10 protein-coding genes are annotated in these 14,419 nt (G+C 67.9%); 4 read left to right on the top strand and 6 right to left on the bottom strand.

Features of this window, described 5'->3' with window-relative positions; translation table 11 throughout:
• Positions 1 to 28 precede the first annotated feature (28 nt).
• On the bottom strand, positions 29 to 1,975 hold the full coding sequence (locus M8A51_RS21320) for an AMP-dependent synthetase/ligase (protein WP_251780560.1): 1,947 nt from the start codon (positions 1,973 to 1,975) through the stop codon (positions 29 to 31).
• A 124-nt stretch (positions 1,976 to 2,099) separates the two neighbouring features.
• Here M8A51_RS21320 and M8A51_RS21315 point away from each other — a divergent pair, with 124 nt between their 5' ends.
• Both M8A51_RS21315 and M8A51_RS21310 read left to right on the top strand, forming a co-directional pair.
• Positions 2,100 to 2,819: a Crp/Fnr family transcriptional regulator gene (locus M8A51_RS21315; protein ID WP_251780559.1), complete on the top strand. Its 720-nt coding sequence runs from the start codon at positions 2,100 to 2,102 to the stop codon at positions 2,817 to 2,819.
• Positions 2,820 to 2,950: 131 nt separating this feature from the next.
• Positions 2,951 to 4,810, top strand: a complete 1,860-nt coding sequence (locus M8A51_RS21310; protein WP_251780558.1) for a M48 family metalloprotease — start codon at positions 2,951 to 2,953, stop codon at positions 4,808 to 4,810.
• 268 nt (positions 4,811 to 5,078) lie between these two features.
• Here the strand turns inward: M8A51_RS21310 and M8A51_RS21305 are convergent, their stop codons facing one another.
• Entirely contained in the window at positions 5,079 to 5,987 is a 909-nt protein-coding gene (locus M8A51_RS21305) for a 5'-nucleotidase (RefSeq protein ID WP_251780557.1), read from the bottom strand.
• 111 nt (positions 5,988 to 6,098) lie between these two features.
• Between M8A51_RS21305 and M8A51_RS21300 the strand changes: the two genes are divergently transcribed.
• Positions 6,099 to 7,067 carry a hypothetical protein gene (locus M8A51_RS21300; protein WP_251780556.1) on the top strand — a complete coding sequence of 323 codons (969 nt, stop codon included), beginning with the start codon at positions 6,099 to 6,101 and terminating at the stop codon, positions 7,065 to 7,067.
• Positions 7,068 to 7,331: 264 nt separating this feature from the next.
• A complete protein-coding gene (locus M8A51_RS21295) occupies positions 7,332 to 8,267 on the top strand; it encodes a hypothetical protein (protein WP_251780555.1) in 936 nt (311 codons plus the stop codon).
• Positions 8,268 to 8,339: 72 nt separating this feature from the next.
• Here M8A51_RS21295 and M8A51_RS21290 read toward each other — a convergent pair whose 3' ends face one another.
• The 4 genes from M8A51_RS21290 to gspD all read right to left on the bottom strand — a co-directional run bounded on the left by M8A51_RS21290 (position 8,340) and on the right by gspD (position 14,419).
• Positions 8,340 to 9,332 (bottom strand): AAA family ATPase, encoded by a 993-nt coding sequence (locus M8A51_RS21290; RefSeq protein ID WP_251780554.1) that lies wholly within the window; start codon positions 9,330 to 9,332, stop codon positions 8,340 to 8,342.
• 173 nt (positions 9,333 to 9,505) lie between these two features.
• Positions 9,506 to 10,723, bottom strand: a complete 1,218-nt coding sequence (gene gspF / locus M8A51_RS21285; protein ID WP_251780553.1) for a type II secretion system inner membrane protein GspF — start codon at positions 10,721 to 10,723, stop codon at positions 9,506 to 9,508.
• A 13-nt stretch (positions 10,724 to 10,736) separates the two neighbouring features.
• Entirely contained in the window at positions 10,737 to 12,158 is a 1,422-nt protein-coding gene (gene gspE / locus M8A51_RS21280) for a type II secretion system ATPase GspE (RefSeq protein WP_251780552.1), read from the bottom strand.
• 5 nt (positions 12,159 to 12,163) lie between these two features.
• Complete coding sequence (gspD, locus tag M8A51_RS21275; RefSeq protein WP_251780551.1) at positions 12,164 to 14,419, bottom strand: type II secretion system secretin GspD; 2,256 nt, start codon at positions 14,417 to 14,419, stop codon at positions 12,164 to 12,166.

Genomic DNA, 14,419 nt, shown 5'->3' with positions numbered 1-14,419 from the left:
GCGGCGCGCAAGGCGGTGGCTGCTGCGGTCATGCGGCGCTCCTCATCGCGGGATAGGTCTTGGCATCGGCGATGCGAAGCTCGGCCGACACCATGCCGGTGCGGCCGTCCTCGAACTTCACCTGCGTCTCGATGTATTGCGTGGCCTTGCCTGCATACAACGCGTCGACCAGCACCTGGTACTTCTCGCCGATGTAGCCGCGGCGGACCTTGCGCGTGCGCGTCAGCTCGCCGTCGTCGGCGTCCAGCTCCTTGTGCAGGATCAGGAAGCGTGCAATCTGGCTGCCGGCCAGTTTCTCGTCAGCTGCCAGGTCGGCATTGACCTGCTCGACACACTCGCGGATCAGCTCGTACACCTCGGGTTTCTGGGCCAGGTCGGTGTAGCCGGCATAGGGCAGGTTGCGCTTCTCGGCCCAGTTGCCGACCGCCTCGAAGTCGATGTTGATGAAGGCACACACTTTCTCGCGGCCGTCGCCGAAGGCCACCGCTTCCTTGATGTGCGGGAAGAACTTCAGCTTGTTCTCGACGTATTTCGGCGCGAACATCGCGCCGTCGTTGGCGCCGCCGTGCAGGCGGCCGACGTCCTTGGCGCGGTCGATGATCTTCAGGTGGCCGTTCGCATCAAGGAAGCCCGCGTCGCCCGAGCGGTACCAGCCGTCGTCGGTCTTGACCTCGGCGGTGGCTTGCGGGTTCTTGTAGTACTCCTTCAGCAGGGCCGGCGTACGGATCAGGATTTCACCGCTCGGCTCCACCCTCAGCTCGACACCGTCGATCGGTACACCGACCGTGTCGGCCTTGACCTGGTGGTCGGGCTGCAGGCAGACGAACACCGCCGTCTCGGTCGAACCGTAGAGCTGCTTCAGGTTGACGCCGATGGAGCGGTAGAAGGTGAACAGGTCGGGGCCGATCGCCTCGCCGGCCGTGTACGCCACGCGAATGCGGCTCATGCCCAGCGTGTTGCGCAGCGGGCCGTAGATGCACAGGTCGCCCAGCGCGTAGAGCACGCGGTCGCCGACCGACAGCGGCTTGCCGTCCATGCGCGCCGGCCCGACGCGGCGCGCGACGTCCATGAAGCTGCGGAACAGCCAGCGCTTGATGCGGCCGGCGTCTTCCATGCGGATCATGACGCTGGTCAGCAGCCCTTCGAAGATGCGAGGCGGGGCGAAGTAATAGGTGGGGCCGATCTCTTTCAGGTCGATCGTCACGGTGGCCGCCGACTCGGGGCAGTTGACCACGTAGCCGCAGGCCAGCCATTGCGCATAGCTGAAGCAGTTCTGCCCGATCCAGGCCGGCGGCAGGTAGGCCAGCACTTCCTCGTCGGCGCTCAGCTTGTCGAAGCTCGCACCGGCCTGTGCCCGGTTCAGCAGCGCGAAATGGGTGTGCACCACGCCCTTTGGGTTGCCGGTGGTGCCGGAAGTGAAGAACATCGCAGCCACGTCCTCGGGGCGCGCCTTCTCGACTTCCGCCAGGTAGAACCCGGGGGCGCGCCGCTCATGGCGGCGGCCCGCTTCGATCAGCGTGTCGAGGCTGGCGAGCCCCGCGTCGCGATAGTTGCGCAGCCCACGCGGATCGTCGTACCAGATCTGCCGCAGCTGCGGGCACTGCGAGCGGATCTCGAGCAGCTTGTCGACCTGCTCCTGGTCCTCGACGATCGCGAACGCGATCTCGGCGTTGTTGATGGGGAAGACGAATTCGGCCCCTGCCGCATCCTGGTACAGCGGCACCGGGACAGCACCGAGCGACTGGGCGGCGAGCATTGCCGCATACAGCCGCGGCCGGTTCTCGCCGACCACGACGAGATGCTCGCCGCGTTTCAGCCCGGCATCGGCCAGCCCACAGGCCATCTCGCGCACCAGCCCGGCCAGTTGCGCCCAGGTGAACGTTTGCCAGATGCCGTATTCCTTCTCGCGCAGCGCCGGCGCATCGGGCCGGCGGGCAGCATGTTCGAGCAGCAGGCGCGGAAACGTCGTTTGCACCTTGTCTCCTTTGGCGCGCAATGCTTTGCGCTTTTGATGGAGTGTGATGCTAGGAAGAAGTTTGACGTCAAGTTGTCGTTCTGACGACAATCCTAGGGTCCGCCCCCAGGGGAATTACCCGCGCATGGTCGAAGCCTCCGTCACCCCCTTGCACCGCCGCGCACGGGCGCCGACACCACGCGAGCTGGCCGACGTGCCGTGGCTGCAGGTGCTCGACGCACGCGACAGCGACAGCATTTCGCGGGCGATCCAGGTCGCCGACGCCGAGCCGGGGGAACTGCTGTGCCGCATCGGCCGCCCGCCGACCTACTGGTTCGGCGTGATCGACGGGTTGCTGAAGATGAACAACGACTCGTCGACCGGAGCCATGGTCACCTTCACCGGCATTCCGCCGGGTGCGTGGTTCGGGGAAGGCACCCTGCTCAAGCGCGAGCCGTATCGCTACAACGTGCAGGCCCTGCGCAAGAGCGTCGTGGCGGGCCTGCCGATCGACAGCTTCCATCGCCTGCTCGACAACAGCATTCCGTTCAACCGCTTCGTGATGCGGCAGCTGAACGAAAGGCTCGGCCAGTTCATCGCCGCGCGCGAGATCGACCGGCTGAACGACCCGGACCTGCGCGTGGCACGCAGCCTGGCCGCGTTGTTCCACCCCATCCTCTACCCGGGTGTCGGCAGCATGCTGCGCATCACGCAGCAGGAACTGGGCATGCTGGTCGGGCTGTCGCGCCAACGGGTCAACGAGGCGCTGCATACGCTGCAGCGCAGCGAGCTGATCCGCATCGAATACGGCGGCGTGCGCGTCCTCGATCTGGAAGGGCTGCAGCGACAGGTATTTCACGGCTGAAGCGCGCCTTGCTGCGGCTTGGAAGGGGGCCGTCGATATACTGAGCCGGTTCACCGCGCGTGGAGACGAGGGGCGCGGTGCGGGCTCATCAACACAAAGGCGGCCTGCGTGGCACGCCGGACATCCGCCCCATGGAACACGTCGACTTCATGCACCTCGTACGCCTCAGCGAGCAGGCGTGCGAGCAGGATGCCACGGCCTACCGGCGCAGCGTCTGGTGGTTTGCGGTGCTCGGCTATGCCATGGTGATCCTGCTGGCGCTGGCGGCGTTCGGTGTGCTGATCGCCATCTGGCTGGCCCATGGCACGCAAGGCTTTCGCGGCTGGATGGTGTGGGGCGGCGTCGCCGCACTGGCCTTGCTGTGGGTCTGCCTGCGTGCCTTGATGACGCGCTTCGAGCCCCCCGAAGGACACCGCCTGCAAGCGGACGACGCCCCCGAGTTGTTCAAGGCGCTCGAGCGCATCCGCCGCGCCGTCAAGGGCCCGGCCATCGACGTGGTGATGATCGACGCGTCCTTCAACGCGTCGATCATGCAGCGTCCGCGCTTCGGCCTGTTCGGCCACACCAACTACCTGACCATCGGCTGGCCGATGCTGTGCGCGCTCGAGCCCAAACGCCTGCTCGCGGTGATCGCGCATGAATATGGACACCTGCGCGGCGAGCATGGCAAGTTTTCTGCCTGGGTCTACCGCACGCGCACGGCCTGGTGGCGCATGTACACCACCTACGAAGATGACGACAGCCCGGTGTCGTGGCTGCTGCGGCGCTTTTTCGTCTGGTACATCCCGCGCTTCAATGCGCGCACCTTCGCACTGGCGCGCCAGGACGAATACGAGGCCGACCGCATCGCTGCACGCATCTGCGGCGCCGACGTGGTCGGCCAAGCCTGGAACGAGATCGAGATCAAGAGCCGCTGGTACGACGCCGAATACTGGCGCCGGCTGTGGCGTCGGGCCGCACAGCAGGAACAGCCCGATCCGATGCCGCACGCAGACATGGTGCAGCGGCTGCTCGAGCCGCCTCCACAAGCTTTCGCCCAGGAGGCCCTGCGCCAGGCGATGCAGCAACTGCCCAGCTATGACGACACACACCCGGTGCCCAAGGACCGGCTGGCCGCGCTGGGCGCGAAACCCGAGGTGCCCGGCTGGTCGCGCAAGCCGGCGCTCGCGCTGCTGGGGCCGGCGGCGCGTCGGGTCGCGCAGCACTTCGACCGCGAATGGTGGAACGAGATGCGGCGCGACTGGGCGCGCCACCGCGAGCACCTGACCGGCTGCCGCGACCGCATCCGGGACCTCAAGGCGCGTGCGGCGGAGCTGTCGGCCGACGAATGGGTCGAGTGGGCACAGTGCTTCGAGGCGCTGTCGACCGACGACCCCAGCGCCTTCTACCAGCGCGCCTTGCAGCGCGACCCCCGGCATGCCGAGGCGATGCGCCGTCTGGCGGCGCACCACGTGGATGCCGGCGACCCACACGCTCTGGCCCTGCTGGAACGGCTGCAGGCCGAGCACGTGCACCATGGCTATGCCGCCTGCACGATGGCGCAGGAACTGATGGACCGGCTGCACCATGCCGGCGAAGAGGTGACCTCGCAGGCGCGGCGCGTGTGGCGCGAGCGGCGCGAACGCTTCGAGCAGATCGAGCAGCAGGCCTGGGAAAGCTTCAGCACCACCCATCCTTGCACCGATGCCTGCGCACCGCGCTGGAGCGAGCCCGAGCGCAAGCAACTGGTCGACGAGCTGATCCGCACGCCGGACGTGGCCGCGGCCTGGGTCGGCGGCAAGCAGGTGGCGGCCATGCCGGGCCGGGCCTACCTGGTGCTGTTCGTGCGGTTGAAGAAGGTCGACGAGGCGCTCGGCCGCGAACTCGTGCGCCAGCTGATGCACCGGCTGCCGTTCGGCGGGCGGCTGCTCGTGACGATGGTCGACCTGTACGTGCGCGAGGCCGACATGCTGGCGGCCGGCGCCCAGCCGGTCTACCAGCGCCAGCGTTGAACTAGGGCCTGTTAACACTACGGAGGGCTGATGCGTTGTTGTCCCAAAGGTCGTGAGCAAGGCGAAAAACGCAGCCGGGTAGGCCTACCCGGCGAGGCTTTGCAACGCCGCGCACGGCCTTTTGGACAACAACCCGCAGGGAGCGGCCTGCCAGGGCGCAGCGCGTCGTTGGGCTCCTCGCCCAGACGCCCAGTCTGGGCAGCGTCGCCCGCCTAGCTCTGCGCCCTGGCAGGCACGCTCGCACAGCCCTCCGTAGTGTTAACAGGCCCTAGCCGGCGTTGCTCACGCCGGCCGCCACATGGCCGGCCGGCACGTGCAGCGACGCGTTCTCGATGTGGCGCATCTGGTCGTCGAAGAAGAAGTCGGGCTCGAACTCGCGCAGGAACTCGCCTTTCTGCAGGCCGCCGAGGAACAGCGCTTCGTCGACCTCGATGTTCCAATTCATCAACGTGCGGATCGCACGCTCGTGAGCCGGGGCACTGCGCGCGGTGACGAGCGCCGTGCGGATACGCATAGCCGGGCTGCCGCTGCGCTGCAGCCGGTGCAGCGCTTCGAGCAGCGGCTTGAAGGGGCCCGCGGGCAGCGGGAAGTTCGCGCGGCTGCTCTCGTGCTCCTGGAAGGCGTCGAGCCCGCCGGACTGGAAGATCTGCTCGGCCTCGTCGGAGAACAGCACCGCGTCGCCGTCGAAGGCGATGCGCACCTCGGTCGGGTGCGCGTCGGAAGCGCGCGCCGACAGCGGATACACGCGCGCGGCCGGAAAGCCCACTTCGAGCGCCGAGCGCACGTCCAGCTCGTTGGCCGACAGGAACAGGTTGGCGTTCAGGGGCCGCAGGTAGCGGTAGGGCGACTGCCCGCGCGTGAACACGCCACGCTGGATCGGCAATCCGTAGTGCTTGGCCGAGCGGAACACCCGCAGCCCGGAGTAGGGGTCGTTGCGCGACAGGATCACCACCTCGACGCGCGGCTTGCCGTCGGCGGTCTGGTCGTTGAACGCGAGCAGCTTGTGCACCAGCGAGAACGCCACGCCCGGCTTGGCCGGTACGTCTAGCCGCTGCATCTGCAATTCCATGTAGGCATGGTCGTCGGTCGCCTCGAAGAGCTGGTTTTCCTCTTCGAAGTCGAACAGCGCGCGTGAGGAGATGGCGACGACCAGCTGGCCGGCAAGGGTGATGCTCATGGGGCGGGATGATAGAAGCTTCACGCCGACGGGGCGGGCGGGGCCATGACGTCCGCGGGATTTGGTGGAATGATGGCGTGGCGAAAACGGTCGCCACCAGACGGAGAGATCATGATGAGACGAACCCTGTGCAGGGGGCTGTGCGGTGCGGCGGCCGGGATGCTGATCGCCTGTGGCGGCGGAGGTGGTGGGGGCTCGGACGACGGGCCGAGCGGCAACTTCTCTGCAACCGACTACCACCTCACGGCCGATCTGGCCGCAGCGTCGGTGCTGGCCAGCGGCTCGATGGACGAGCAGCTCGAGCAGGCGCTCGGCGACGGCCGGGACGGGCCGCCCGTCCATCTGCACACCATCGCAGGCGTCCGGTCCTTCGTGCTGTCCACCTCGGTGGCCCCGCCGTCCGACCGCGAGCAGGCGCAGCTCACGACCTCGGTGAGCGAGACCTCGTCGTGCGACCACAGCGGCACACTGACGATCCGGATGACCTTCGAGGTGCCGCTTGTCATTCCGCCCGGGTTCGTGCTGGGCCGGCAGGCGGGCGACAAGGTCAAGGTCACGGCCGACGACTGTGCGTTCTCGGCAGGCGACCGCCCGGTCAACGGCAGCTTCACGGCGACCTTCGTCAGCTACGTCGACGACGACGACTACAAGTTGTCGTTGAGCTTCGACCGGTTCGGCACCGACATCCTGCAGCTGGACGGGACGGTGCGTGTCACCTCGGTCGGCACCACGGGCAGCATGACGCTGGCCTATCGGGGCCTGACGGCCACTTTCGAGGATTCCACCGTCACCTGGCACCACTCGGTGCAAACCGAGTCCGGTACGGCGGCGCAGGCCTCGTTCTCGGGCGAGTTCGAGTCAGCGGACGGCGCCACCTTCGACTGGGCACAAGCGCAGCCGTTCGTGCTGTCCCCTGCCACCGGGTATCCCACCAGCGGCGTGCTGACCCTCCGCGATGCGCAAGGCGATCGGGTCGAGATCGTGGCGGGTGCGGAAGGCTTCACCTACAACTTCTACACGGCAGGCAACACCAGCAGCACGCCCACCGCGACCATGCAGGGCCGCTTGTACGCCGACTGACCGCGGGACACCGAACGAGAACCGCCGGCGCGGCGGCTGTTCTGTTCCGCTTCCTCGGCCGGCCGCCGCCAGCCCCCCGCAGAGCGCGAGAAAAGCTGCCAACGATTGCACGGTACACGCCCGTGGCAGGAGAAACGGAGCCCCCCTGATCGGGGGATGTTTGCTCCAGGGAGGATTTTCCATGGAATGATGCGCCCCGCGCACCGACGCACGGTCGGCGTGGTGCGCACGTGTTCATCAAAGACGACCGAATTGGAGAGGCTTATGTCGATATCGAAGGGCGCGCGCTGGATCGCGTTGGGAGTGATGTCCGTGCTGGTCGCGGCATGCGGCGGCGGTGGCGGCGGCAGTGGCGGGTCGGAGGGCTCGACGCCGACAACGGCGACCGGCGATTTTTCCGAGACCACCTACAGCGCGACGGCGGACGCCGCGGCGACGACGGCGCTGAGCAGCGGCTCCATCGATTCGTTCACCGGCGTGCCGCTGGGGCTTTCTGCCTCTGACCGCACTGTCGATCTGAGCAGCCCGGCCGGCGTGCGCGCCTTCGTGCTGCAGCAGGCCGGGCGCCATGTGCTCGAGCAGTCGCTGGCGACGGAATCCCAGACCACGGACTGCGACGTCAGCGGCACGTTCAGGGTGACCGTGACCTACAGCGATCCCGACGAGGTCCAGGCCGGCGACAAGGTCAGCTTCGCGATGAACGACTGCGTGTTCGCCTCGGGCGACGCGCCGCTCAACGGCAGCTTCACCGCCACCTTCCGGTCGTATACCGACGAAAACGACAACAGCATGTCGATCGTCTTCAACGACTTCGGCAGCGCCGACGCCATGCTCGATGGCCGGTTGACAATCACCTCGTCGCAGAACGGCGCCCAACTCACGATCGCCTACCAGGACTTGACCGCCACCATCGATGACGAGCCGGTGACCTGGTACCACACCATCGCTGTCGGGACGGATCTGTCTCTCGGCGGTTTCATCGAGGTCGACGGCGAGGCCTATCGACTGACGCAGGTCGAGCCGTTCACGCTGTCCGGCACGGGCTACCCGAGCAGCGGCACACTGCGGATCACCGATGCCCAAGGCGATCGGGTCGAGATCGTGGCCGGTGCGGAAGGCTTCACCTACAACTACTACGTCGCCAGCAACACGACCGGCACGCCGACGGCCACCGTGCAGGGGCGCCTGTACGCCGACTGACCCGAGGGAACCCGATGAAAAACAGCCGCGACAGCGGCTGTTTTTGCGTGGGGCGAACGCCGAGGGTGCTGTCTACTGCACGAAGCCGATCGGCTGCCGTCGCGGGCCCAGGTCCGGCAGGTCTTTCTCCTCGATGCGTCCGCGCTGGTCGAGCTTGGCGTTGCCGAAGGCCGTCATCCAGGCGCGGCGCATCTCGCGCGGCGCCAGTTCGCTCATGCGCTCCAGCACCGCTTCGCCCGGCTCAGGCTCGAAGCGCGTGCCCCAGTCGTGCTCGCCGCGGATCGATGCATACAGGCGCAGCGCGATCTTGCGCGCAGCGTCGCGGTCGGGCGCCGGCACCTCGTAGACATTCATGCGATTGAGCAGCGGGTCGGGAATCGCGCGCTCGTCGTTGGCGGTCGCCACCCAGATCACCTGGCTGGCGTCGATCGGCACTTCGGCAAATTCGTCGGTGAAGACGCCGGCGGTGTCGTACTCCAGCAGACTGTACAGCGCGCCGAGCGGGTCGTAGGTCGCTTCGCCGCCGGCCTTGTCGATCTCGTCGACCACCATCACCGGGTTCGCGTACTGACCGTCGACCAGCGTCTCGAACACCTTGCCGGGCCGCGCACCCTTCCACTGCGACGAGGCCCCCGACAGCACCCAGCCGGCCGTGAGCGAACTCATCGGCACGAACCCCATGCCGGTGCCGAGCAGTTGCGAAAGGCGCCGCGCGAAATGCGTCTTGCCGACGCCGGGCGGCCCGAGCAGCAGCATCGGCGTGATCTCGAGCGCGTCGCGGCTGTCCTCGCACAACGCGAGCTGTCGCTTCACGTCGTCGAGCACTTCCCAGAAGTTCGGCAGCTCGTCGTAGAGGCTGTCCATCACCGGCAGCCCGGAAGGCTTGACCTGGAAGCGCTCGGGCCCGCGTTCGAGCATGCGTTCATACGTCGACCGCAGGTTTTCGTGTTCCTTTTGCGGCAGCTTGTCCAGGCGCCGCTCGACGTCGGTGACGCGGTAGAGGGCGCGCATGTGGGCGATCGGGATGTGAGCGCCGCGCACGGGAACCAGGTCGTTGGAACTCATCTTCAACCTCCACGGCAACTGCTGCAGGTGAGAACCATTGAAGCAAAGCGTACCGGGGCCAATCCCTCGGAACAAACGGGGAAATCCCGGCTTCATACAAGCATGATGCGTGCCGGCCGCGGGCGGGCGTGACGGTTGTCACGCGGACCGGTCAGTGCGGAGTGCGTGCGACGTCAGCGCACCCAGGAATTGAGCTGGATGATCGGCAGCAGCACGGCCAGCACGATCAGCATCACGACGATGCCCATCACGACGATCAGCAGGGGCTCGAGGATGGTCGCCATCTGCAGGGCCCGGCGTTGCACTTCCTGGCCCAGCTGGCCAGCGGCCCGTTCGAGCATGCGCGGCAGCGTGCCGGTCTGCTCGCCCAGGCGCGAGAACATCGCCAGCAGCCCGGGGAAGCGTTTCTTGCCGGCCAATGCAGCGGCCAGCGGCGCACCTTCGCGCACCTGCACCAGCGCATCGAGCGCATCGGCGCGCATGGCCCGGTTGTTCAGGGTTTCGGCGGCCGCCTGCAGCGCCTTCAGGATGGGCACGCCGGCGCCGGCCAGCATTGCCAGCGTGCCGGCGAAGCGCGCCGCGTTGTAGCCGCGTGCGAGCCGCCCGACCAGCGGCAGGCCGAGCCAGGCGGCGTCGAAGCGTTCGCGGAAAGCCTCGTTGCGCAGCATGATCGACAGCGTGCCGAGCCCGGTAGCGATCACCACGGCCGTGAGCCAGCCCCACTGGCGCACGAAGGCACTGATGGCCAGCATCGCCACGGTCAGGAAGGGCAAGGTCTGCTTGGTGCCGGAGAACACAGACGCCACCTGCGGCACCACATAAGTGACGAGGAAGATGACGATCACGACCGCCACCAGCGAGACGATGGCCGGGTAGAGCGCTGCCGACACCAGCTTGCCGCGCAGCGCCTGGCGTTCTTCGAGGTCGTCGGCGAGCTTCTCGAGCACCAGGCCCAGGTTGCCGCTTTGCTCGCCGGCGGCCACCACGGCGCGGTAGATGTCGTCGAACTCGCGCGGGGCGGTGCCGAGCGCCTTCGCAAACGTGGAGCCTGCGTTGACCTCGCTGCGCAGGTGGGCGACGAGTTCGCGCTGGCGCTCGTCTTCGGCCTCGTCGCTCAAGGCGGTCAGCGCGCGCTCCAGCGGCAGGCCGGCGGTGACCAGCCCGGCGAGCTGGCGTGTCCAGATCGCGAGGCCGGTGGTGCCGAACACGCGGCGCCGCAGCGCCAGCCCGGAGGCCGCCTCGGCCGCTTCGGTGACGACCACACCGACTTCCAGCGGCACCAGCTTCTGCGCGCGCAACTGAGCTCGCGCGGCTTTCGCGTTGTCGGCCTCGATCAGCCCGGTGCTGGTGCGGCCGGTGGCGTCGAGCGCTTCGAAGCGGTAGGCAGGCATCGGAGCAGTCGCGTCAGTCGCCGGTCACGCGCAGCACTTCCTCGAGCGAGGTGATGCCGGCGCGTACCAGGCGTTCGCCGTCCTCGCGCATCGTGCGCATGCCGCTTTGCTCGGCGGCGACGAACAGCTGCGACTCGGCGGCGCGGCTGTGGATCAGCGCGCGCACCTTGTCGTCGGCCACCAGCAACTCGTAGACGCCGGTGCGGCCCTTGTAGCCGCTGTTGGCGCATTCGGGGCAGCCGACCGGGTGCCAGCGGCCGGCCTCGTCCTGCTTCTTGCAGACCACGCACAGCTTGCGCACCAGACGCTGTGCCAGCACACCCAGCAGCGACGACGACAGCAGGAAGGGCTCGACGCCCATGTCGGTCAGGCGGGTGACGGCGCTGGGTGCGTCGTTGGTGTGCAGGGTGGCGAGCACCAGGTGGCCGGTCAGCGAGGCCTGGATCGCGATCTGCGCGGTCTCGAAGTCGCGGATCTCGCCGATCATGATGACGTCCGGGTCCTGGCGCAGGATGGCGCGCAGCGCCTTCGCGAAGGTCAGGTCGATCTTGGCATTGACCTGCGTCTGGCCGATGCCGGAGAGTTCGTATTCGACCGGGTCTTCGACGGTCAGCACGTTGGTGGTCGCGGTGTCGACGCGGCCCAGCGCGGCATACAACGTGGTCGTCTTGCCGGAGCCGGTCGGGCCGGTGACGAGCACGATGCCGTGCGGTTGCTGGATCAGCTTGTTGAACTTGACCAGCGTGTCGCCGCCCATGCCCAGGCTTTCGAGCGAGAACTTCGACTCGCCCTTGTCGAGCAGGCGCAGCACTGCGCGTTCGCCGTGCGCCGAGGGCAGCGTCGAGACGCGCACGTCGATGGCCCGGCCGCCGATGCGCAGCGAGATGCGGCCGTCCTGCGGCAGCCGTTTCTCGGCGATGTCGAGCTCGGCCATGATCTTCAGGCGCGAGATCAGCGCGGCGTGCAGCGCCTTGTTCGGCTGCACCACTTCGCGCAGTGCGCCGTCCACGCGGAAGCGCACCGACGAGCTGCGCTCGTAGGGCTCGATGTGGATGTCGGAGGCACCGTCCTTCGCGGCTTGCGTCAGCAGCGCGTTGAGCATGCGGATGATCGGCGCGTCGTTGGCCGCTTCGAGCAGGTCTTCGACCGCCGGCAGCTCCTGCATCATGCGCGAGATGTCGACCGCGCTCTCGACCTCGCCGACCACCGCCGCCGCGCTCGACTCGCCGCCGGCATAGGCCGCTGCAATGCGCTGGCTCAGCGTGGCGGCCGCCTCGCGCTCGAAGGTGTCGACGTCGAAATGGCGCAGCACTTCGGAGAGGGCTTGCGGCGACACAGCCTCGTCGGCCCACAGCACCAGCCGCTCGCCGTCGTCTTCGAGCAGCACGGTGTGGGCCTTTGCGAAGGCGTAGGGCAGGGGATGGCGGGCGCCCATGATGATCAGCGTTCGATCGGGGTGTTGGGGGTCAACGGCGGCAGCGTGCCTTCGCGGCCCGGTTGAGGCGGCGTGGCGCTGTCGGGCGCCTGCGGCACCGACAGCGGCGGCAGCTGGGGCGCCTCGTTGACAGGCACCAGCACGCGCGGCGAAGGTTGCGTTTCCTTCTGCTGCGCGCGGATCAGGTCGTAGCGGTCGAGCGAGAACTTGTTGGTGGCCTCCTGGTCGCGCATCACCACCGGGCGCAGGAACAGCATCAGGTTGCGTTTTTCCCGCGTGCGGTTCTCGGTGCGGAACAGGCCGCCGATCACCGGGACGTCGCCGAGCACCGGAACCTTCGAGCGGCCGTCTTCATAGCTGTCCTGCATCAAGCCCCCCAGCACGATGATCTGGCCGTCATCGACGACGACGGTCGACTCGATCGAGCGCTTGGTCGTCGCCGGCCCGGCGTTGCTGGTGCCGGGCACGTTGGCGGCTATCACGTTCGACGACTCCTGGAAGATCGTCAGGCGCACTGTGCCGTTCTCGCCGATCTGCGGCTTGATGCGCAGCGTCAGGCCCACGTCCTTGCGCTCGATGGTCTGGAACGGGCTGGTCGTGCCGGTGCCGGTGTTGGTGTACTGGCCGGTGATGAAGGGCACGTTCTCGCCGACGACGATCTTGGCTTCCTCGTTGTCCAGCGTGATCAGATTGGGCGTCGACAAAATGTTGGCGCCGGTGTTGTTCTCCAGCGCGCGCGCCAGCAGGCCGAGCGTGTAGTACTTGCCGAACTTGCGCACGATGCCGAGGTTCAGACCGTTGCCGGGCAGCTCGGCATCGGCCAGCCCGTCGATGCCGCCCGCCAGCGCGCGCGTCGCGTTGAGGATGTTGCCGCCGCCATCGCCCCAGTTGGTGCCGACACCGCCCAGGTACTCGTTGCCGCTGTTGCCGATGATGCTCTGCCACTGGATGCCGAACTCGGCCGCCTTGTCGGCGTTCACCTCGACGATCATCGACTCGACATACACCTGCGCACGCCGGGTGTCGAGCTGGTCGATCACCGAGCGCAGCTGCCGGTACAGCGGCTCGGGCGCGGTGATGATCAGCGCATTGGTGGCTGGGTCGGCCTGGATGAAGCCGCCGGTCGACGGTTGCGCGGCGCCGCTGACCGGCGCCGTGGCCTGTGGTGAGGCCCCGCCGTTGGTGCTGCTGCTGCTGCCCAGATTGGCCATCTGGTTGTTCGCGGTGTTGATCGACGACGTGCCGCCCCCGCCGCCGCCGCCCGCGCCGCCGGGCTGACCTTGCGTCGTGAAGGCGGCGCGCAGCACCTGCGCAAGCCGCACGGCGTCCGCGTTCTTCAGATAGACGACATAGATGCCGCTGCCGCCAGCCCCGGCCTGGCCCGGCCGGTCGAGCTGCTGCACCAGCGAGCGGATCATGTTCATGCGCGCCGGGTTGGGCGCACGCACCAGCAGCGAATTGGTGCGCGCATCGGCCAGCACCGTGCCGCCGCTGCCGCTGCCGCCGGCGGGCGCAGGCGCCTGCCCCCCGGCAGGGGCGCCGCCGGGGCCGGTGGCCTGCAGGTCGCTCAGCCGTTGCACCAGCACCGCAATGTCGCTCGCGACCGCATGCTGCAGCGGAATCACTTCGACGTCGGTGCTGTTCGGCAGGTCGAGCGCGGCGACGATCTTCGCCAGTCGGCGCAGGTTGTCGGCATAGTCGGTGATGACGAGCGAGTTGGTGCCCGGGTTCACGTTGATCGTGTTGTTCGGGCTGATCAGCGGCCGCAGCACCGTGACGAGGTTGTTCGCGTTCTCGTGGTTCAGCCGGAAGATCTGCGTCAGGATCTGATCGCCGCGCACCTGCGGCGCGGGGCCGGCCGAGACGGTGCCGGTCTGCAGCTTCGCATCGGCCTCGGGCACGATCTTGTAGAGCCCGTCGACCTGCACCACTGCAAAGCCCAGTCCGCGCAGCGCGGCCAGGAAGCTGAGGTAGGCGTCGGAGCGGCTCATCGGCTGCTCGCTGTAGAGCGTCATCGTGCCCTTGACGCGCGGGTCGACGACAAACTGGCGCTTCAGGATCACGCCCATTGCTCGCGCGACGCCTTCGATGTCAGCATTGACGAAGTTCAGCGTGACCTGGGTCGCGGCCGACGCATCGGCGCGTTCGGCCGGGGCCGGCTGCTGGGCCAGGGCGGGCGACAGGAGGAGGGCCGCCAGCGCGGCGGCGACCGTCGCACAGGTCAGCCGGGTCGCAAGGCGGTGAGGCCGGTTCAACTTCAT

It is taken from the genome of Caldimonas mangrovi, from assembly GCF_023721835.1.
Classification (GTDB): Bacteria; Pseudomonadota; Gammaproteobacteria; order Burkholderiales; family Burkholderiaceae_C; genus Caldimonas; species Caldimonas mangrovi.
The sequence above is the reverse complement of the archived record's forward strand: the minus strand, read 5'-3'. Positions and strand labels throughout refer to the sequence as shown.